At 71.0% G+C, this 20,446-nt stretch carries 16 protein-coding genes and 1 riboswitch; of the genes, 9 read left to right on the forward strand and 7 right to left on the reverse strand.

The window, feature by feature from the left end; translation table 11 throughout:
• Positions 1–94: 94 nt before the first annotated feature.
• Complete coding sequence (locus BLU79_RS09285; RefSeq protein ID WP_093905176.1) at positions 95–1,225, reverse strand: ATP-binding protein; 1,131 nt, start codon at positions 1,223–1,225, stop codon at positions 95–97.
• 167 nt (positions 1,226–1,392) lie between these two features.
• Here BLU79_RS09285 and BLU79_RS09290 point away from each other — a divergent pair, with 167 nt between their 5' ends.
• Entirely contained in the window at positions 1,393–2,748 is a 1,356-nt protein-coding gene (locus BLU79_RS09290; RefSeq protein ID WP_093905177.1) for an SWIM zinc finger family protein, read from the forward strand.
• 76 nt (positions 2,749–2,824) lie between these two features.
• Positions 2,825–4,522, forward strand: coding sequence for a DUF5691 domain-containing protein (locus tag BLU79_RS09295; RefSeq protein WP_093905178.1), 1,698 nt, complete (start codon positions 2,825–2,827; stop codon positions 4,520–4,522).
• On the opposite strand, the gene BLU79_RS09300 is transcribed toward BLU79_RS09295, so the two are convergent.
• The gene (locus BLU79_RS09300; RefSeq protein ID WP_093905179.1) at positions 4,504–4,920 is read right to left on the reverse strand and encodes a coenzyme B12-dependent isobutyryl CoA mutase small subunit; all 417 of its coding nucleotides are present in this window, start codon (positions 4,918–4,920) and stop codon (positions 4,504–4,506) included. The two genes, BLU79_RS09295 and BLU79_RS09300, sit on opposite strands and share 19 nt — an antisense overlap.
• A gap of 647 nt (positions 4,921–5,567) precedes the next feature.
• Here BLU79_RS09300 and BLU79_RS09305 point away from each other — a divergent pair.
• Positions 5,568–6,455 (forward strand): esterase/lipase family protein, encoded by an 888-nt coding sequence (locus tag BLU79_RS09305; protein WP_093905180.1) that lies wholly within the window; start codon positions 5,568–5,570, stop codon positions 6,453–6,455.
• 249 nt (positions 6,456–6,704) lie between these two features.
• Positions 6,705–8,207 carry a M23 family metallopeptidase gene (locus BLU79_RS09310; RefSeq protein WP_256333225.1) on the forward strand — a complete coding sequence of 501 codons (1,503 nt, stop codon included), beginning with the start codon at positions 6,705–6,707 and terminating at the stop codon, positions 8,205–8,207.
• A 65-nt stretch (positions 8,208–8,272) separates the two neighbouring features.
• Here the strand turns inward: BLU79_RS09310 and pcrA are convergent, their stop codons facing one another.
• Positions 8,273–10,759: a DNA helicase PcrA gene (gene pcrA / locus BLU79_RS09315; RefSeq protein WP_093905182.1), complete on the reverse strand. Its 2,487-nt coding sequence runs from the start codon at positions 10,757–10,759 to the stop codon at positions 8,273–8,275.
• Between the two features lie 345 nt (positions 10,760–11,104).
• Positions 11,105–11,273, forward strand: a riboswitch (cyclic di-AMP (ydaO/yuaA leader).
• A gap of 8 nt (positions 11,274–11,281) precedes the next feature.
• On the opposite strand from pcrA, the gene BLU79_RS09320 reads away from it, so the two are divergent.
• On the forward strand, positions 11,282–12,463 hold the full coding sequence (locus tag BLU79_RS09320) for a C40 family peptidase (protein ID WP_093905183.1): 1,182 nt from the start codon (positions 11,282–11,284) through the stop codon (positions 12,461–12,463).
• Between the two features lie 258 nt (positions 12,464–12,721).
• Positions 12,722–13,729, forward strand: a complete 1,008-nt coding sequence (locus BLU79_RS09325; RefSeq protein ID WP_093905184.1) for a tellurite resistance/C4-dicarboxylate transporter family protein — start codon at positions 12,722–12,724, stop codon at positions 13,727–13,729.
• Here BLU79_RS09325 and BLU79_RS09330 read toward each other — a convergent pair.
• Positions 13,707–14,060, reverse strand: coding sequence for a hypothetical protein (locus BLU79_RS09330; protein WP_093905185.1), 354 nt, complete (start codon positions 14,058–14,060; stop codon positions 13,707–13,709). The two genes, BLU79_RS09325 and BLU79_RS09330, sit on opposite strands and share 23 nt — an antisense overlap.
• 542 nt (positions 14,061–14,602) lie before the next feature.
• Between BLU79_RS09330 and BLU79_RS09335 the strand changes: the two genes are divergently transcribed.
• A complete protein-coding gene (locus tag BLU79_RS09335; RefSeq protein ID WP_093905186.1) occupies positions 14,603–15,661 on the forward strand; it encodes a C40 family peptidase in 1,059 nt (352 codons plus the stop codon).
• 69 nt (positions 15,662–15,730) lie between these two features.
• On the opposite strand, the gene BLU79_RS09340 is transcribed toward BLU79_RS09335, so the two are convergent.
• Together BLU79_RS09340 and BLU79_RS09345 are read right to left on the reverse strand one after the other, a co-directional pair.
• Positions 15,731–16,450: a LuxR C-terminal-related transcriptional regulator gene (locus BLU79_RS09340; protein WP_093905187.1), complete on the reverse strand. Its 720-nt coding sequence runs from the start codon at positions 16,448–16,450 to the stop codon at positions 15,731–15,733.
• A complete protein-coding gene (locus tag BLU79_RS09345; RefSeq protein ID WP_093905504.1) occupies positions 16,447–17,736 on the reverse strand; it encodes an ATP-binding protein in 1,290 nt (429 codons plus the stop codon). Before BLU79_RS09345 ends, BLU79_RS09340 begins: the two co-directional genes overlap by 4 nt.
• Positions 17,737–17,915: 179 nt before the next feature.
• Between BLU79_RS09345 and BLU79_RS09350 the strand changes: the two genes are divergently transcribed.
• A complete protein-coding gene (locus BLU79_RS09350) occupies positions 17,916–19,349 on the forward strand; it encodes a PspC domain-containing protein (protein ID WP_093905188.1) in 1,434 nt (477 codons plus the stop codon).
• Positions 19,336–19,584 carry a hypothetical protein gene (locus tag BLU79_RS09355; protein WP_093905189.1) on the forward strand — a complete coding sequence of 83 codons (249 nt, stop codon included), beginning with the start codon at positions 19,336–19,338 and terminating at the stop codon, positions 19,582–19,584. Before BLU79_RS09350 ends, BLU79_RS09355 begins: the two co-directional genes overlap by 14 nt.
• 34 nt (positions 19,585–19,618) lie before the next feature.
• Here BLU79_RS09355 and BLU79_RS09360 read toward each other — a convergent pair whose 3' ends face one another.
• Positions 19,619–20,149, reverse strand: a complete 531-nt coding sequence (locus BLU79_RS09360; protein WP_093905190.1) for a DoxX family protein — start codon at positions 20,147–20,149, stop codon at positions 19,619–19,621.
• Between the last annotated feature and the right edge of the window lie 297 nt (positions 20,150–20,446).

Below are 20,446 nucleotides of genomic sequence, written 5' to 3' on the forward strand. Positions count from 1 at the left end.
CGCCCGATCTACCCCACGACCACCCCGGCCACAGACCCACCCGACTTCGATCCCCCACTCGGCCGACCCCACCCCAGGTCATCGCTCTCGCCGTTCACGCGCTCACCTCCCGGCACGCCCGGTAGAAGTCCGTCCAGCCGTCCCGTTCGCGCACGACCGCCTCCAGGTACTCCTGCCAGATGACCCGGTCGGCCGCCGGGTCACGGACGACGGCGCCGAGGATGCCCGCGGCGATGTCGCCGGGCCGCAGCACTCCGTCGCCGAAGTGGGCGGAAAGAGCGAGGCCGTTGGTGACGACGGAGATCGCCTCCGCCGTCGACAGCGTGCCGCTCGGCGACTTCAGCTTCGTGCGGCCGTCGGACGTCACCCCGTCGCGCAGCTCGCGGAAGACGGTGACGACGCGGCGGATCTCGTCGATTCCGTCGGGCGCGGCCGGCAGGTCGAGGGAGCGGCCCATCTGGTCGACGCGGCGGGAGACGATGTCCACCTCGGCCTCGACGCTCTCCGGCAGCGGCAGCACGACCGTGTTGAAGCGGCGGCGCAGGGCGCTGGAGAGGTCGTTGACCCCACGGTCGCGGTCGTTGGCCGTGGCGATGAGGTTGAAGCCGCGGACCGCCTGCACCTCCTGCCCCAACTCCGGTATCGGCAGCGTCTTCTCCGACAGGATCGTGATCAGCGTGTCCTGCACGTCGGCCGGAATACGGGTCAGCTCCTCGACGCGGGCCGTCATCCCCTCCGCCATGGCCCGCATGACGGGGCTGGGCACGAGGGCGTCGCGGCTCGGTCCGTGCGCGAGCAACTGCGCGTAGTTCCAGCCGTACCGGATCGCCTCCTCCGGCGTGCCCGCCGTGCCCTGCACAATCAGCGTCGAGTCGCCGCTGACCGCCGCGGCCAGGTGCTCGGAGACCCATGTCTTCGCGGTGCCGGGCACGCCGAGCAGGAGCAGCGCGCGGTCGGTGGCGAGCGTGGTGACGGCGACCTCGACGATGCGGCGCGGGCCGACGTACTTCGGTGTGATCACCGTGCCGTCCGGTAGCGTGCCGCCGAGCAGATACGTGGCCACGGCCCACGGCGACAGTTTCCAGCGGGCCGGGCGCGGGCGGTCGTCCTGCGCGGCCAGCTCGGCGAGTTCATGGGCGAAGGCGTCCTCGGCATGCGGACGCAACGCCTCGGTCGGTTCCGTCTCCCCCGCTTCGACGGATGTCGGGCTTACGGACACAGGCATGGCGAAGTCCCCCTCCAGCTCGGCTGGTTCAGCCGGTTTCGGTTCTGGTGTCCACCGTGCACCACACCACTGACAATGCGTTCCGACCTGCGAAAACGTGCTCACGACACCGCCGCCCGGACCTTCGCCCCGACCGATTGTCAGTGGTGGGACCTACCTTCGATGACATGACTCAGCAGGGGGTGCGCTGGACCGCGGACCAGGTGCTTGCCTTGGCGCCTGACGCCGCATCACGCAAAGCGGGCAGCAAACTCGGCGCGGCAGGTCCGTGGTCCGAGGCGGGGAGTTCCGACGAGGGGACGGTGTGGGGACTGTGCAAGGGCAGTGGCAGCAAGCCGTATCAGACGGTCATCGACATCGCGGACGCGTCCGGGCCCGCGTACAAGTGCAGTTGCCCGAGCCGGAAGTTCCCGTGCAAACACGCGCTCGGACTGCTGCTGCTCTGGGCGGAGGGCGACGGCGCGGTGCCGTCCGGGCCGCCGCCTGACTGGGCGGGGCAGTGGATAGAGGGGAGAAGGCAGCGCGCGGAGGAGAAGCGGACGGCGGGCACGCCCGGTTCCGCATCCGGGTCCGGTGACCCGGAGGCCGCGCGCCGCAGGGCGGAGCGCCGGGCCCTGCGGGTCACCGCGGGGGCGACGGAGCTGGAGCAGCGCCTCGCGGACCTGCTGCGCGGCGGCCTGGCCGGCGCGGAACAGGCGGGGTACGGCCTGTGGGAGGAGACGGCGGCCCGCATGGTCGACGCCCAGGCCCCCGGACTTGCCGCGCGGGTGCGGGAGCTGGGGGCGATCCCGGCGTCCGGCCCCGGCTGGCCGGTGCGCCTGCTGGAGGAGTGCGCCCTCCTCCACCTCCTCGACCGGGGCTGGCTGGGCCGTGAGCGGCTGCCCGACGGCCTGACCGACACGGTCCGCTCCCGCATCGGCCTGCCCACGTCGGCGGACGGCCCACCGGTCCGGGACCGCTGGCTGGTCCTCGCCCAGTACGACACGGCGGATGTGAAACTGACGACACGCCGGATATGGCTGTACGGCGCCGACTCGGGCCGTACCGCGCTGCTCCTCTCCTACGGCGCCGCCGGCCGCGCCCCGGAGCTGGCGCTGCCGGTGGGGCTGACCCTGGAGGCGGAGGTGTCGGCGTACCCGGGCGCCGGGCAGCTGCGGGCTGCTCTGGGCGAGCAGTTCGCACCGCCCGCGCCTGCGGCGATACGGCCACCGGGTGTGACCACGACCGAGGCGACCGCCCGCTACGGCGAGGCGCTGCGCGACGACCCGTGGCTGGACTCCGTCCCGGTGACCCTGGACCGGGTCGTGCCCGCCCCGGACGGCGACTCGTGGCAGCTGGCGGACGCCGACGCGGATTCGGCCCTGCCGCTCACCCCGGCCGCCCGGGCCCGCCCGGGCCTGTGGCGCCTGGTCGCGCTGTCGGGCGGCGCCCCGGTCAAGGTATTCGGCGAGTGCGGCCACCGCGGCTTCACTCCGTTGACGGCCTGGCCGGAGGACGCGGGCGAGCCGGTGCAGCTGTGCTGAGCGACGCGCCGCGCGACGACAGCGCGACGACCCCGCTGCAAGGCACCCAGCACGAAGGCAGAAAGGAAGGAACCCCATGAACAGCCCGTCCGTTCCTGTGGACTCGCCTCCTGTGGAACCGCCTCCTGTGAATGCACCTGGGCCGGGCGCCTGGGAGGAGCTCGTCACCGCGGCACTGCTCGGGACGGACCGCCGCACGCCCCCGGGCTGCGAGCCGGGCCGGGAGGCGCCGCTCGCGCTGCTGGACGCGGCGGCGATGGAGACCGTACGACGGCGGGCCGGGCTGCGCCCGACGCGAGCGGCGCAGCGGCCGGAGCCGGCCCCCGAGGACGGCCGCCCGGCCCTGCCCTCGGCGGCGGCCCGGAGGCTGGCGATGCTGCTGGCCGACCGTCCCGGCGCGGCCGGCGGCGGCCGGAGAGGCACGGCACCGGATCTCATGGAGCTACTGCCCCAGTGGCTGGCGACGGCGAACGACCGTGGGTACGCACCGCCCCCGCAGTCCCTGCCCGCCCTGCTGGACGCGGCACGGGGACGCACGGATCTGCGGCCGTCGGCGCTGGCCTTCGCCGGCCCACGGGCGGTGTGGCTCGCCCGGCTGAACCCGGACTGGCGCTTCGCCCTGCGCGCGACACCCGGCGGCGGCGCGTCCCTCCCGCACCTCGACGACACGGCCGCAGTCCAACAGCTGTGGCAGGAAGGGTTGTTCGCCGAGCGGGTCGCCCTGCTCTCCGCGATACGGGCGCACGAGCCCGTCGCCGCGCGCGAGCTGCTGAGCACGACATGGGCGACGGAGCGGGCCGAGGACCGGCTGATGTTCCTCGACTCGCTGCGGGCCGGGCTGGGCGCGCGGGACGAGCCGTTCCTGGAGCAGTCCCTGGCCGATCGGAGCCGCAACGTCCGGGCGACTGCGGCGGAGTTGCTCTCCGCACTGCCGGGTTCGGCGCTCGCCGGGCGCATGGCGGCACGCGCCGGGGCGTGCGTGGCGCTGGACCACACACAGCCGACACCGACGATCAGTGTCGAGGCACCGCACCAGTGCGATACGGGCATGGAGCGCGACGGGGTCGTACCCAAACCGCCGCCGGGGCGAGGTGAACGATCTTGGTGGTTCGGCCAGTTGGTGGAGGCGACACCGCTCAGCACATGGCCGGGGCGGCTCGGGGGACGCCCGCCCGGAGAGATCGTGGCACTGCCGGTGGCGGACGACTGGCAGGGCGAGCTGCACGCGGCCTGGTGCCGGGCGGCGGTGCGGCAGCGGGACGCCGAGTGGGCGCGGGCACTCCTCGGGTCGCCCTCGGCCGCGGAGGCGGGCGGTCCGGGCGCGGTGTCCCTGGCCGAGCGGGCGAAGCTGCTCGGCACATTGGGCTCCGCCGAACGGGCCGAGTGGGTCGCCGGATTCATCGCGACGCACGGTCTGTCCGAGGCGTTTCAGCTGCTCGGGGTGTGCGCGGTGCCATGGGCTCCGCCGCTCGGGCGGGCGGTGGTCGACGCGCTCAACATCGCGCGGGACGCGGGGAGTTATCCATGGAGTTTCAGTGGAGTGATGGGCCTGGCCGAGCGCTGCCTCGACCCGTCCGAGGCAAGCCGCCTCGACGGCCTGCTGGCGGTACCCGACGAGCCGGAGGACGCGTCACCGGGGGCCGGGGGTTACTGGGCGGAGGCGTTCCAGCGACTGGTCACGACGCTGCGGCTGCGGGCAGCCATGATCAAGGAGCTGGACAGCACCGGCCCAGCTCACCCGCACCGCGCAATGACCTACGCCCCGGCCGGCTGACGGACGTTCGTACGGACCCAGTCCACGATCGCCTGTGTCGTCGCCCCGGGCGTGAAGATCTCCGCGACGCCCTTCTCCTTCAGCGGGGGAATGTCCGCCTCGGGGATGATCCCGCCACCGAAGACGAGGATGTCCTCCGCGTCGCGCTCCTTGAGGAGCTCGATCACCGCGGCGAAGAGGGTGTTGTGGGCGCCGGAGAGGATGGAGAGCCCGATCGCGTCGGCGTCCTCCTGGATCGCGGTGTCGACGATCTGCTCGGGTGTCTGGTGGAGCCCGGTGTAGATGACCTCCATGCCGGCGTCACGCAGCGCCCGCGCGATCACCTTGGCTCCCCGATCGTGGCCGTCGAGCCCCGGCTTGGCCACCACCACGCGGATCGGACCGGCTGCCACACCCATCACTGCCTCCATGAAGCGACTACATCCATCCGTACCGACGACTACCACTCATATATGAGTTATGCCGCACACCGCACACATGTCATACATGGTGCGTGTATCGCACTTTTCCGCTGCTCACCACGGCGGACGCGCCCTCACGGCACGGACGCCCGGGCCACACCGCCCGGGGAAGTGAACGAACGTTATCGCCAGCATCCCGCAACCGGCAGTTTCGCGGCACAGACCGAGGGGGAAATCACACGGTGGGACACGTTCGCCGCGCACCGTTCCACATCACTGCGGCACACGGGCCGCAGCGGATTGCGGCACACGCGTCGCAGCGGGACCACGCGCAACGGGAGCCGTAACGAGGTCGCCGCACCACCGCGCCGCAGGGCCGCGCGACGGGGCGGTGCGGCGCACCGACGGGGACACGAAGGGCACGTAGGGCAGGTAAGGCACGACAGCGGGGAGCCTCGTCGCCACACCGGCAGGGAGCCTCGCGGGGTCACCGGTGCACCAAGACCGACCGGACCGACCCACGTCACGTGCCTCGCTTGCCCCATGCGTCCTCCGCTCGCCCCGCCGGTCACCTCCGCCGCGACTTCCCACGAGGGCACACGGGGGCCGGAGCCGTCCTCCTGCGTGCCGCAAGGAGGTCGGCCATGAAGGTCACCGGGGCAGCACTCCCCTTTCTTCCGCTCTGTCGGCGCCTGCTCCCGAGCAGACTCGCCGGCCTCTCCCTGGCCCTGCTGAAGGCGACCGCCCTGGAGATCGCGATCCTCGCCGGACATCTGCTGCTCTACCCCTCCGGCATCGCCCAGGAGCGCCGGACCACCCCCGCGCTCCCCCCACCGGACTCCCCGGACTCCGCGGACTCCCGGGGGACCACCCACCTGCCGACCGAGACCAACCCCCCGGTCGTCCTGCTGCACGGCTTCATAGACAACCGCTCGGTCTTCGTCCTGCTGCGCCGTAACCTCGCCCAGCACGGCAGGCACCAGGTCGAGTCGCTCAACTACTCCCCGCTGACCTGCGACATCCGCACCGCCGCGGAGCTGCTCGGCCGGCACATAGAGGAGATCTGCGAGCGCACCGGCAGCCGGCAGGTCGACATCGTCGGGCACAGCCTCGGCGGGCTCATAGCGCGTTACTACGTGCAGTGCCTCGGCGGCGATCTCAGGGTCCGTACGCTCGTCACGCTCGGCACACCGCACTCCGGCACCAGCGTCGTCCCGCTGGCGAACGCGCACCCCATCGTGCGTCAGATGCGCCCCGGCTCACCGGTCCTCGAGGAGCTGGCCCGCCCGGCGCCCGGCTGCCGTACGCACTTCGTGAGCTTCTGGAGCGATCTCGACCACCTGATGGACCCGCTGGAGACGGCCTGCGTCAACCACCCGGATCTGATGGCGCAGAACGTCCGCGTGACCGGCATCGGCCACCTCGCCCTGCCGGTGCACCCCGCCGTGGCGACCGGAATACGGCAGGCGCTCGACTCCGCAGGGACGGGGGCCGAAACCGCCACCCGGTCCGGCGGCCTGACCGTGGCCTAACAGTCGTTCTTCAAACTCGCCGCACAGCCTCGGGACAGCCGAGCGACATCGAACAATCCTCGAACACAAGGCCAAACTCGCGCCCGCAGTCCGCCAAAACACGGCCGAATGCCCGTTTCCTGCGCGCGCGAAACCTGCCGAAGATTGTCGTGCCCGCATACCGCCGGGTACAGTCGCCGCACTGCTCTGGCAGCCCCTGTTGTCGAGGCGAGAGAGAAGTTGGTGAACGATCGTCACCCGTCGGGGACCATGACCTCCCCGGCTTCGGCTTCCGATGCCGCCTCGGCGCACTACGCGTCCTACGGCGCCCAGGAAGCCCAGTACGGTGACTCCACCACGTACGGCACTTACGACGCCACCGGATTCGACGCCGCCGGCCACACCACCGCGACCTTCGACGCGGACCCCCTGTTCGGCAGCCTCCCCGGCGAGAACACAGGCGCGTACGACGCCACGCAGTGGTCCACGGGCAGCCAACAGACCCTGAACTACGACGCCTACGCGGCCCAGCACCACGCGGCCTACGACTCCGGCGCGTACGACAGCACCGCCTGGACGACCGGCCACCAGCAGCTCCCCTTCGTCCCGCACCAGGCCACCGGTCACGACACCTCCGGCCAGTGGGACGCGAGCGCCTGGCTCCAGCCGGACCAGTCCGGCGCCCCGGCCGACCAGACCCAGCACTGGGAATGGGGCACGCAGACCTTCGAGACCGGGACCTACGACGCCACGCAGTGGAACTCCGACGGAGGCACCACGCAGGCGGCCGACGGGTACGAGCAGGCAGCAGAATCCTTCGACCACCAGGCGACCGCCCACTTCGAGCAGATCGAGCACGGCGTCCCCACCGCGTACGACGACCCCTCGGCGTACGCCGATCAGACCGGCTACGACAGCCCCGGCCAGCACGACGCCGAGCTGACCGCCCCCGGCGAACTCCCCGACGCGGCCCCGCTCCTCGACGATCAGGAGGAGGCCACCCCGGCCCCCTCCCCGCGTGCCGCCTCCCGCAGCGGAGCCCGCTCCCGTCGCCGTACGCCTCCCAAGCGCTCGGCGCTGCTGACGGTCGCCGTGCCCTCGGCGTGTGTGATGGGTGTCGCGGGGATCGCCGCCGCCTCCGTCGGCACCCTGACCGACGACAAGGACACGGCGACGACCGCGTCCGACGCGACCTCCGTCAAGCCGTCCACCGCGAACAACAAGCTGGACTCCCAGCTGGAGAGCCTCTCCGCCGGCGCCGACGACTTCGCCGACCGGGCCAGCCGGACGCAGGAGCGCATCGACCTCAAGGCCCAGCAGGCGGCTGAGAAGAAGAAGGCTGCGGAGGAAGCGGCCCGCAAGGAGCGGCTGCGCCCGAAGTTCGCGATCCCGGTCGCCAACCACGGCCTCAGCGCCTACTTCGGCCAGTCCGGCATCAACTGGATGTCCGTGCACACCGGCATCGACTTCCCCGTGTCGTATGGCACGACGGTGATGGCCGCGACCGACGGCACCGTCCGCACGCAGTGGAACAGCGCCTACGGCAACATGATGATCGTGACCGCGAAGGACGGCACGGAGACGTGGTACTGCCACCTCTCCAGCTACCGCGTCGCCTCGGGTACGACGGTCAAGGCCGGCGACCCCATCGCGTACTCCGGCAACTCCGGCAACTCGACCGGCCCGCACCTGCACTTCGAGGTCCGGCCGGGCGGCGGTGACGCGATAGACCCGCTCGCCTGGCTGCGCAGCCACGGCCTCGACCCGACGTAGGCCGGCCAATCAACTTCCTTGTGCGCCCCCGCCCTTCATTGAGCGGGGGCGCACATGTGCAAGCGCTACAGCTTCTCCACCGGCGCATACCGCAGCAGCAGCCGCTTCGGCTTGGCCTCCCCGAAGTCGACCGTCGCCTCGGCGTTCGCGCCCGTGCCCTTGACCGCCATCACGGTGCCGAGCCCGAACTGATCATGCGTGACCCGGTCCCCGACGGCCAGCGCGACGACCGGCTTCTCGGAACCCCGTCGCGTCGCGAACCCTGACGCGCCCGACGCCGACGAACGAGAGCGGGACGACGACAGCGAGGCCGCCACCCCGGCCGCGGGACCGGAGGACACGGGCGCGGTCGCCCCCGTCCGCTTCCAGTCCACGTGCGCCGCCGGGATCTCCTCCAGGAAGCGGGAGGGCGGGTTGTACGACGGCTGCCCCCACGCGCTCCGCATCGACGAGCGCGTCAGATACAGCCGTTCACGCGCGCGCGTGATGCCGACGTAGGCCAGCCGCCGCTCCTCCTCCAGCTCCTTGGTCTGGCCGAGGGAGCGCATGTGCGGGAAGACGCCGTCCTCCATGCCGGTGAGGAAGACGACAGGGAACTCAAGGCCCTTGGCGGTGTGCAGGGTCATCAGGGTGATGACGCCGGAGCCGTCCTCGTCCTCGTCGGGGATCTGGTCGGAGTCGGCGACCAGGGCGACCCGCTCCAGGAAGTCGGCGAGCCCGCCGGAGGCCTCGCCCTCGCCGGACTCCTGCTCGAACTCCAGGGCCACGGCCGCGAGTTCCTGGAGGTTCTCGATGCGGGTCTCGTCCTGCGGGTCGGTGGAGGCCTGCAACTCGGCGAGGTAGCCGGTGCGTTCGAGCACCGCCTCCAGGACCGTCGCCGGTCCCACACCGGACTCGACGATCGTACGGAGCTCCTCCATCAGCGTGTTGAACCGCTTGACGGCGTTCGTCGACCGCGCGGCCATGCCGTACGCCTCGTCGACCCGCTTCAGCGCCTGCGGGAAGCTGATCTTCTCCCGCTGGGACAAGGCGTCGATCATCGCCTCGGCACGGTCGCCGATGCCCCGCTTGGGGACGTTGAGGATCCTGCGCAGCGGCACCGAGTCCTCCGGGTTGGCCAGAACCCGCAGGTAGGCCAGGACGTCCCGGACCTCCTTGCGCTCGTAGAACCGAACCCCGCCGACGACCTTGTAGGGCAGGCCGACGCGGATGAAGATCTCTTCGAAGACTCGGGACTGGGCGTTCGTCCGGTAGAAGACGGCGACGTCGCCGGCCTTCGCGTCGCCCGCGTCCGTCAGTCGGTCTATCTCCTCGGCGACGAACTGGGCCTCGTCGTGCTCGGTGTCGGCGACGTAGCCGGTGATGCGCGCGCCCGCGCCCGCGTTGGTCCACAGGTTCTTGGGACGGCGGGACTCGTTGCGCTCGATGACCGCGTTGGCGGCGGAGAGGATCGTCTGGGTGGACCGGTAGTTCTGCTCCAGCAGAATCGTGGTCGCGTCCGGGTAGTCCTCCTCGAACTGGAGGATGTTGCGGATCGTCGCGCCGCGGAAGGCGTAGATCGACTGGTCGGCGTCACCCACGACACACAGCTCGGCGGGCGGGATGTCGGACTCGCTGGGCGGCACGTCCACAGGATGCTCGCGGTTGCCGACGAGCTCGCGCACCAGCGCGTACTGGGCGTGGTTGGTGTCCTGGTACTCGTCCACCAGCACATGGCGGAAGCGGCGGCGGTAGTGCTCGGCGACGTCCGGGAAGGCGCGCAGCAGATTGACCGTCGTCATGATCAGGTCGTCGAAGTCGAGGGCGTTGGCCTCCCGCAACCGCGACTGGTACAGGACGTACGCCTGAGCGAGGGTCTTCTCGAACCCGTCCGAGGCCTGCGCGGCGAAGTCCTCCTCGTCGATCAGCTCGTTCTTCAGATTGCTGATCTTGGCGCTGAAGGACTTGGGCGGGAACCGCTTGGGGTCGAGGTCGAGATCCCGGCAGACCAGCGCCATCAGCCGCTTGCTGTCGGCGGCGTCGTAGATCGAGAACGACGACGTGAACCCGAGCTTCTTGCTCTCCCTGCGCAGGATGCGCACGCACGCGCTGTGGAAGGTCATCACCCACATCGCGTTCGCGCGCGGGCCGACGAGCTGCTCGACCCGCTCCTTCATCTCGCCCGCGGCCTTGTTGGTGAAGGTGATCGCGAGGATCTGCCCCGGATGCACATTCCGCTCGGCCAGCAGGTGGGCGATGCGATGGGTGAGCACACGCGTCTTGCCGGACCCGGCACCGGCCACGATGAGCAGCGGGGTGTCCGAGTGGACGACGGCCGCCCGCTGGTTCTCGTTCAACCCCTCCAGCAGCGCGGCGGCGTCGAGGGCCGGCCGCGGGGCGCCGTCGCGGTAGTACGCGTCCCGGTCCGGAGGCACGTCGAACTTCCCGCCGAACAGATCGTCCGGAACCGGCTCCGGAGCGTGATCGTCGTCGGGCGGCGGCGGGGGTTCTTCCTCGTGGGCCCGTGGGGCCTGGAGGTCCGCCAGGAAGCTGTCGTCAAAGAGGCTGCTCATCGCTCTCCGAGTCTAGGGCGCCCCACTGACAGCCCGCCGCCGCCCCGAGAACATCACCCGTTCCAAATCCCGATGATCTTCCGGCGCCACCCACCCGAGCGCCCCTCTCACCCTCCATGACAGCCCCGTCACAGCCTGCGATCAAAGACAGACAGACGGCGCATCCACCCAAAAGGAACCCAAGTCACCCCAGACACTCCCCAACCGACCGCCCTCCACGGGAAACCGCGCCAAGGTCACGAAAATGTATCGGGCATATCGAACATCAACCTTCACAGGGGCCACACGAGTTGGCTACCGTGCCGGACAGGCCGCACGACCCCCTCCGGCGAACGTCGCCGGGCCGCGCGGCCTCCGCCGAGTCCGGAGCGCCGCCGCGCAGCCGGAGCCGGGGACCCACCGAACTTGGGGTGAATCGGCCCGACTTCCCTCCCGGGAACGGCCGTAGGGCAACCCTTCCGAACCACGCGCCCGAACCCGACAGCTAACTCGGTAGGCGGAGCATGGAAGGAGTCGCCTCCCTTGGCGTCGCACCGCAAGTCGCGTCCCGCCGGTACGCGCGTAGCAGGCATACGGACCCCCGCCCTCGCCACGGCGGCCCTCACCTCCGTGGCCCTGCTGTCCCAGACGGCCACCGCAAGCCCATCGACCGACGACAAGCCGAGCCTCGAAGAGGTCGAGAAGAAGGTCGACGACCTCTACCGCCAGGCGGAGTCGGCGACCGAGAAGTACAACGCGGCCAAGGAGAAGACCGCGAAGCAGCGCAAGCGCGTCGACACCCTCCTCGACGACGTCGCCGAGCGCACCCAGAAGCTGAACGAAGCCCGCGAGGAACTCGGCCGCAACGCCGCCGCGCAGTACCGCACGGGAGCCGCGGCCCCCGACACGGCGACCTTCCTCCTGGCGGACACCCCGCAGGACTACTTCGACCAGACCCAGCTGATGGACCGCATGACGGGCCGTCAGAAGGAAGCGGTCGACGAGTACTTCACCGAGCAGTCCGCGACGATGAAGAAGCGCCAGGAGGCCACCCAGAGCCTCGAGACGCTCACCGAGTCGCAGAACGACCTCCAGACCGCCAAGACCACGGTCCAGACGAAGCTCTCCGACGCACGCGAACTCCTCTCCAAGCTGACGGCGGAGGAGAAGGCGCGCCTCGCCGCGATCGAGAAGCGCAAGCAGGAGGAGGCCGCCCGCAAGGCCGCGGAGCTGGCCCGGCAGCAGGCGGAGGCCGAGGCCGAGCGCAAGCGCCAGGAAGCCGCCCAGCAGCAGGAGAGCAGCGAGTCGTCGTCGGACTCGAGCTCCTCGGACTCCTCGGACTCCTCCGCGTCGGACTCCTCGTACGCCACCAAGGCCGAGAAGGCCCTGGCCTTCGCCCGCTCCCAGATAGGCAAGCCGTACGTCTGGGGCGCCACCGGACCCGACTCCTACGACTGCTCCGGCCTCACCCAGGGAGCCTGGAAGGCCGCCGGCGTGGACATCCCCCGCGTCACCTACGACCAGGTCAACGCCGGCACCACGGTCTCCCTGGCCAACGCCCAGCCCGGCGACCTGGTCTTCTTCTACGAAGACGTCACCCATGTGGGCATCTACATCGGCAACGGCATGATGATCCACGCCCCCAAGCCCGGCGCGTACGTCCGCGAGGAGTCGATCTACTACGACGGAGAGTCGTCGATCCACAGCGTGGTCCGCCCAGCCTGACGCATGCACGCGCGCGTAGGGCAATGTCGCCGCACGCGCGCGTGAGGGCCGGCCACCCCGGGTGTACCCCCCGAGGCGCCGCAGTCGCCCACGGCCCCGACCCACCCACCACACCGCAGGCGATACGCGACCCCCCACCGAGGCCGCACAGGCCGCCGCAGGCATCCCCGCCCAACCGCCGAAGGCAGTCGCGCGTATTTCGCCCCCACGCGCGCGTGCCCCACCGGCAACCCCCACCCCGCTCCCTAGCATCGCCCCATGCCCGCCACCACCACCAAGACCACCCCCACATCCCCCCTCCACACCTGGTGGTCGCAACGTCCCCCCACAGCCGGCGCAGCCGTCATGGCCACCGGCATCCTCTCGGTGGCCCTCCACCAGACGCACCATGAGACGCTGTCCCGAATCGCCCTGGCCCTCGCCTGCGCAGCCTGGCTCGCACTCGCCGCAGACTTCGTCGCACGGCTCCTGTGGGACCGCGCCAGATGGGTGAAGGAGGCGGCCACCCCGGCCGCGCTGACCGCCATCGCCGCGACGACGGTCCTGGGCACCCGCTTCACGACCCTCGGCTGGCACACCCTCGCCAAGGCCCTCCTCGCCCTGTCCGCCCTCCTGTGGCCCGGCCTCCTCGTCGCCGTCGTACGCCACTGGCACCGCCGTATGCCCGGCGCGGTGTTCCTCGGCTGCGTGGCCACACAGGGCCTGGCCGTCCTGGCGGCGACACTCGCCGCGACCGAGACCACGGCATGGCTCGCCCACGCGGCACTCGCGCTCTTCTGGCTCGGCCTGGTGCTCTACGTCGTCGCCCTGACCTGCTTCGACCTACGCCAAGTGGCCCACGGCGCCGGCGACCAATGGGTGGCGGGCGGCGCCCTCGCCATCTCCGCACTCGCCGGATCGAAGCTCATCGCCGCCGACAGCGCCGAGCTCTACCTCTGGAACAACGACGACAGCGGCGTCCTGCGCACGGTGACCGTCGCTCTCCTGGTACTCGACCTGGCCTGGTACGCCGTCCTGCTCATCGCCGAGATCGCCTGGCCCCGGCCGCACTACGACGTACGCCGCTGGGCAACCGTGTTCCCGATGGGCATGACGGCGGCGGCGACCCTCTCCGTCGCGACCGCCGTGGACGTCCCGTGGCTCGAGACCCCCGGCGAGGTCCTGCTGTGGATCGCGGTGGCGGCATGGCTGGCGGTCGCCGCGGGCGCGGTGCTGGCCTACGCCGGCCCCTGGTCCGGCAGGGTCACGTCCACAACACGGCGATAAAGACGTTCGCCGTGGTCAGCAGCCCCACCACGCCGAACAGACTCTTGTCCACCTGCTCCTCGTCCCGCTTCACGTACACGAGCCCGAGGATCACGACCAGCAGCGCCAGCTTCACGCCGATCTTGATGTTGTTGACGGGCTGATCGTCCGCCTGGTTGAGCCCGACGAGGATCACCCCGGTGACCAGCATGGTCAGCGCACCGTGCAGCATCGCGGGGACGAAACGGGCGGTGCCCTGGCCCATCGCCTTCATCTGGGTGAAGAAGCCGCCGAGCAGCGCGGCGATACCGATGATGTGCAGGCCGACGAAGAGATGGATGAGTACGTCCATGGGGCCGGAGCCTAATCAGCGCCGAAGAACCACCCGACACCGCCCCACTCCCACTCACACTTCGCACTCCCCGCCCTCCCTCGCTCCCACCCCACTTTCGATCTTGCATATATGCGCCTCATAGCACCCCACCACCGCCACGAACCCCGAAACCGCCCACTCGGTCATCACCCCGCGTGAACCAGACGCTCGCATCCGGGGATCACGGTCACTTACGGTCATCTCCCGGTCCGCTCCCGGCACTTCCGCACAACGCGTTACCGACCCGACACACAGAGGTTTAGCGTCCTCCACCAGGTGACCGGCTCCCCACCGCCGCCCGGGCCAGGGGCGGCAGTCGGACACCACCGCCGAGAAAGTCCGGCGGCGGCCCGCTCCCCCTGTGTGGGCCGCCGCCGGACGCGCACCCCGCCCCGGTGCGGTCGTACGTCCGCTTCCCCCAGGCGCTCTTACGTCCGCCGCTCTCCCGGGGCGGTCATAGGCCCTCCGCCCCGGCGGACGTGGCAGGACGAGGCGGTCGTACGAAAGGACGTGCAGTCCACGTGGCAGCGCACCGAAAGCCCCGTCAGCGCTCAGTCGGCGGCAACACGGCCCGCACGGCATGGACGATCGCCCTGGCAGGCGCGGCGAGCGCGACCGGCTTCAACGGGACCGGACACGCCGAACCGCGGCTGACACCCGCGCAGGTGAAGGCGAAGGTGGACAAGCTGTACCAGGAGGCGGAGGTCGCCACCGAGAAGTACAACGGCGCGAAGGAGAAGGCGGACACGGCCGAGCGGCGGATCCGGACTCTGCAGGACGAGGCCGCGCGCAGGACGGAGGAGCTCAACTCGGCACGTGAGGCGCTGGGTTCGATGGCCGCGGCACAGTACCGCGACGGCGGCCTCGACCCGGCCCTTCAGCTCGCCCTCTCGAACGACCCCGACCGCTACCTCGACGGAGCCGCGTTCGCCGAACGCGCCGGCAACCGGCAGGCCACGTCCGTCGCCGGTGTCCGTCGGCAGCTACGGGAGATCGAGCAGCTGCGCGGGGCCGCACGCGTCGAACTGACCTCACTGAAGTCCCGTCAGGCCGAACTGCGTCGGCACAAGGACACGATCACCGGCAAGCTGGACACGGCCCGAAGCCTGCTCGCCCGGCTGACCGCCGAGGAGCGCGCCCGGCTCCAGGGAGACTCAGGCCGCGCCGCACGCTCCTGGGCGGGCGCCCGCGACGCTCTGGCGCCCGGCTCCGCCACAGCGCAGGCCCCCAACTCCCGGGCCGCAGCCGCCATTTCGTACGCCCACTCCAAGCTCGGCAGCCCCTATGTCTGGGGCGCGACCGGCCCGGACGCCTTCGACTGCTCCGGCCTCACCCAGGCCGCCTTCCGCTCGGCCGGCCTCTCCCTGCCCCGCACCACCTACGCCCAGATCGACGCGGGCCGCCGGGTCTCCCGCTCCGAACTGCTCCCGGGCGACCTGGTGTTCTTCTACTCCAGCATCAGCCATGTGGGCCTCTACATCGGCAACGGCCAGATGATCCACGCCCCCAATCCGTCGGCACCGGTCCGGGTGGCCCCGCTCGACGAGATGCCGTTCGCGGGGGCCACGCGGGTGGTGTGAGCGAGGGAGCGGGGGCGAGATCCAGACCCGGGACCCCGGACCGGGGACCGGGATCCAGGACCTGGGGCCTCAGACCAGACGCCGTGCCGTCGCCCACCGCGTCAGCTCGTGCCGGTTGGACAGCTGGAGCTTCCTCAGCACCGCCGAGACATGGGACTCGACCGTCTTCACGGAGATGAACAGCTGCTTGGCGATCTCCTTGTACGCGTACCCTCGCGCGATCAGCCGCAGCACCTCCCGCTCGCGCTGGGTGAGTCGGTCGAGGTCCTCGTCGACCGGCGGCGCGTCCGTCGACGCGAACGCGTCCAGGACGAACCCGGCGAGGCGAGGCGAGAACACCGCGTCGCCTTCCTGCACCCGGAAGATGGAGTCGACCAGGTCCGTGCCGGTGATCGTCTTCGTCACGTACCCGCGCGCACCGCCCCGGATCACTCCGATCACATCCTCCGCCGCGTCCGAGACGGACAGCGCGAGGAAGCGGACGGGCTGCTCGGCGTCCGCCATCAACGGGGCGCAGCGGCGCAGGACTTCGACGCCGCCGCCACCCGGGAGGTGCACGTCGAGGAGGACGACCTCGGGCCGGGTCGCGGTGATGACCGTGACCGCCTGGTCGACGTCCGCGGCCTCGCCGACGACCTCGACGCCGGTCTGCTCGGTCCGGCCGATCTCGGCCTGGACTCCCGTACGGAACATGCGGTGGTCGTCGACGAGGACCACGCGCACGTGCCGCTCGCCCGCGCTCCCGCCGGTCGACTCCACGGGTTCGTTCGCCTCGGTCGGGTCGCTCATGACGTCTTCTCCGCCCTCTCCATCTCCAGCTCGACCTCCGTGCCGCCGCCGGGTACCGCCCGGAGCCGGGCCGTACCGCCGTTGCGCTCCATACGGCCGATGATCGATTCTCTAACGCCCATGCGGTCGGCGGGTATCGAATCGAGGTCGAAGCCCGGACCGCGGTCCCGGACGGACACGAACACGGTCTTCCCCTCCACCTCGGCGTAGACCTGCACGGCGCCGCCCTCGCCACCGTACTTCGCGGCGTTCACCATCGCCTCGCGCGCGGCCTGCATCTGGGCAGCGATCTTCTCGTCGAGCGGGCAGTCGCCGACGACCACGACCTCTATGGGGACGCCGTGCTTGTCCTCGATCTCGGCGGCGTTGCGCCGGACCGCGTCGGCGAGGTCGATGGGTTCGTCGGCCTCGTCCTTGCCGGTGCCCTCGGGTTTGTAGAGCCAGGTGCGCAGGTCGCGCTCCTGGGCGCGGGCGAGACGGCGGACCTCGTTCGCGTTCTCCGCGTTGCGCTGTATCAGGGTCAGGGTGTGCAGCACCGAGTCATGGACATGCGCGGCGACCTCGGCGCGCTCCTGGGCGCGGATGCGCATCAGGCGCTCCTCGGAGAGGTCCTGGGTCATCCGCACCAGATAGGGGCCCGCGAGCAGCGTTATACCGACGAGGACCGCCAGGGCCGCCTGCAGGACGGAGCCGAGGTGGGCGGCGGAGCCCTGCAGGACGAAGATGCCGGAGACGCCGGCCGTGACCAGGACGACGCCGCCGGCGGCGCGCAGCAGAGTAAGGGTGCGCCGACGCCGCCCGACCTCCATCCAGCGGGCCCGGCGGGAATTGTCCGCCTGCCGCCAGACCAGGGCGACGCCGGCACCGACGAGCACGGCGGGCAGGAGGTAGGCCTTGGCGCCGTTGCCCAGATCAACGCTGCCGACGAAGACCATCGCCACGACGACCATGAGGAGCAGCGCGACGATCTGCCCCTTGTCCGGCTTGCGGGCGACGAGTCTGCGGCGGCCGTCGGCGGCGGTTTCGGTGGCGAAGGGAGACGGCCGCTGTGCGTCGACACCGCCGACGCCGAGCGGCACGAAGAACCAGAACGCGGCATACAGCAGCGCGCCCAGGCCGTCCGCCATGAACAGGCCGACGAAGACGAGCCGCACCCAGATGACGGGCAGGCCGAGATGCCCGGCGAGCCCCCGCGCCACGCCCCCGAGCCAGCGTCCGTCACTGCTGCGGTAGAGCTTGCGCGGCGGCCGCGGTTCGACGAGTGGCGCTGCTGCGGCTTCCGGCATGCCATCGATGGTCACACGGTCGGAGCAGCGAGGCATCAGGGTCGACCCCCTAGAGTCCCCTGATCTTCGAGGCCCGCCGCGTCGAACGCTTCCCCGGCCCCCGCCTCAGGGCGGATATCAGGGTCCGACCAGGGTCATTCCGACTCCCATCACGCCGACCCGCCCGTCACCATGGACACATGACAGATCACCAGCACGCCGCGGACTCCGTGCCCGAGCCGGACACGGTGCCCACCGCGGGCACCCCGTCCGACGCGGCACCCGCGAGCGCCGCGGGTGAGGAACCGCGCGCACACGCGGGCGCGGAAACAGAAGCGTCGGCGGAAGCGGGCGTACTCGCACCGCCGCACAAGTTCCGGCGCGACCGACGGCACAAGATGCTGGCCGGTGTGTGCGCAGGGCTCGGGCAGCGGTGCGACATGGACCCGGTGATCTTCCGGATCACACTCGCGGTGCTCTCCGCGACCGGCGGCATCGGCCTCATCTTCTACGGCTTCGCCTGGCTCTTCGTCCCGTACGACGACGAGGACGAGAACGAGGTGCGCAAGCTGCTGACCGGCCGCGTGGACGGCCAGGCACTGACGGCCGTGCTGTTCGCGCTGGTCGGCTGCGGAGTGTTCCTGACACTGCTGAGCAACGGCGGCGTGCTGGCCTTCGCCGTCGTCGTGTCCCTCCTCCTCGCGGGCGCCGGCTACTGGTCCCGGCACCGCGGCGCCCCCGACCCCGACCCGCTCGCCGCCCAGGCCGTTGCCGACGCGCCACCGGAGGCCCAGGCACCGCCGGTCCCCACCGCCTACCCCTCCTGGTGGCGCGACCCCATCGTCAAGGACGGCACCCACGAGGGCGGCACGGGCTATCTGTGGGGCCCCCGCGACTCCCGCGACCGCGACATCGAGGCGGCCGTCAACATCAGCCTCGGCACCCGCTGGAACAGCCGCCAGGACCTACGTGCCAGAAGCCCCCGTCCACCGAAGCAGCGCGGCCCACGTTGGATCGGTGGCTGGGTGTTCCTGCTGGCCCTGCTCGCGGGCGCCGTGGGCATGGGCGCGACCTGGGAGGACCACGCCCTCGGTACCAGCCTGCAGACCGGCCTGGCCTGCGCGCTGCTCGTCCTGGGCCTGGGCATAGCGGTCAGCGCGTTCCTGGGCCGCACGGGAGCGGGCTCCATATTCCTGGCGATCATCACGGCGGGCCTGCTGGCCGCCTCGGCGGCGCTGCCCAAGGACATCAGCACCCACTGGATCGAAAGAAACTGGCGGCCGGCGGCGGTGGCCGACGTCCAACCGCAGTACGACCTGGGCACCGGCGTCGGCACCCTGGACCTGACCCGCGTGGAGTTCGCCGAGGGCCAGACCGTGACCACCAGGGCCGACGTGGGCGTGGGCCAGCTGAAGGTGATCGTCCCCAAGGACGTGACCGTGAAGGCGAGCATCGACGTAGGGGTGGGAGACATCCAGTTGCCGGGCGACGACAAACGGGACGTGGACGTGGCACCGGGCAAGCACAAGGAGCTGACCCTGACACCACCCGCGGGCACCGAGGCGACGGGCACGCTGGACCTCGACCTCAGCGTCGGCGTGGGACAGGCGGAGGTGACCCGTGCTACGTCATGAGTTCCAGCCCGGCAGGCTGGTCGCCGGCACCTTCCTGACCCTCACGGGCATCATCTATGTCGGCGACGCGGGCGACGCCTGGGAGACACCGTGGTTCGTGGTGATTCCGCTCGTCGTGGGCGGCCTGTTCCTGGCAGGCGTCGCAGGGGCGGTGACCCGAGGCATACGCAGACGCCGCCACGCCCACGGCCCCACCACGACACCCCCGTCCCCACAACCGAAGGCACCCCACTGACCGTCTGACCGACCCGCCAACCCGCCGACCGGAACTACCGGTAGCCGCCCAACCGCTGCCGTCGCCGCGCACGGATTGCGGCATCCACGGAGAACATGGGGGCGCCCGCAAGCACGAGGGGCAGCCAGGCCATCAGATAGGGCAGGTCATTGCCGTAGTAGTACGGATCGGAGGCCCAGCTCACCGTCAACCACAGGCTCAGTGAGATGAGCGCACCGCCGAGTGCCGCCAGACGGGCGAGCAGCCCGATGAGTGTGCCGATCCCGACGGCCAGTTCACCGAAGGCAATCGCGTAACCGAAACCGACGGGGCTCTCCAGAGCCATGTCGACCATCTGCGGGATGGCCGCGGAGTCACGGACGGCGCGCATCATGTCGCCGACCGACCCCGAACCGGAGTCCTTCAGGAAGGCGCTGTCGGTGAGTTTGTCCAGGCCGGCGTAGATGAAGGTGACGCCGAGGAAGACGCGGAGCGGAAGGAGTGCGTAACGGGCAGCGCTGTCCCGCCAGTCCCGGCCGCCGTCGAGATAAGGGGGGTGCGTGTCCGTGTGCATACCGTGAGTCATCGCCCGTAGCCGCCTCTCGCCCGCCGTGCCGTGACCCCTCAAAAAACGATACGTACGCAGTGGCTGCGCCGCTCAATCCAGTACCGCCCCCGTATTTTCCGACGCACCCCGCCGGAAGGAAACCCTCCGGCGAGCGGGGTCTCCACCACGTACCGCGCGTTTCCAGTACCCGGGCGTTGGTGCCGGACGCACCCCTACGGGCCTGCGGTCGCCCACGGCGGCAAGGGGACGTGTCGGGGGGGGCCGCCCGCAGTGGCCGGCGTCCACACGCGGCACTTCCCGGCATAAGTCCAGCCG

The sequence above is a fragment of the Streptomyces sp. cf386 genome (assembly GCF_900103585.1).
Lineage (GTDB): Bacteria > Actinomycetota > Actinomycetes > Streptomycetales > Streptomycetaceae > Streptomyces.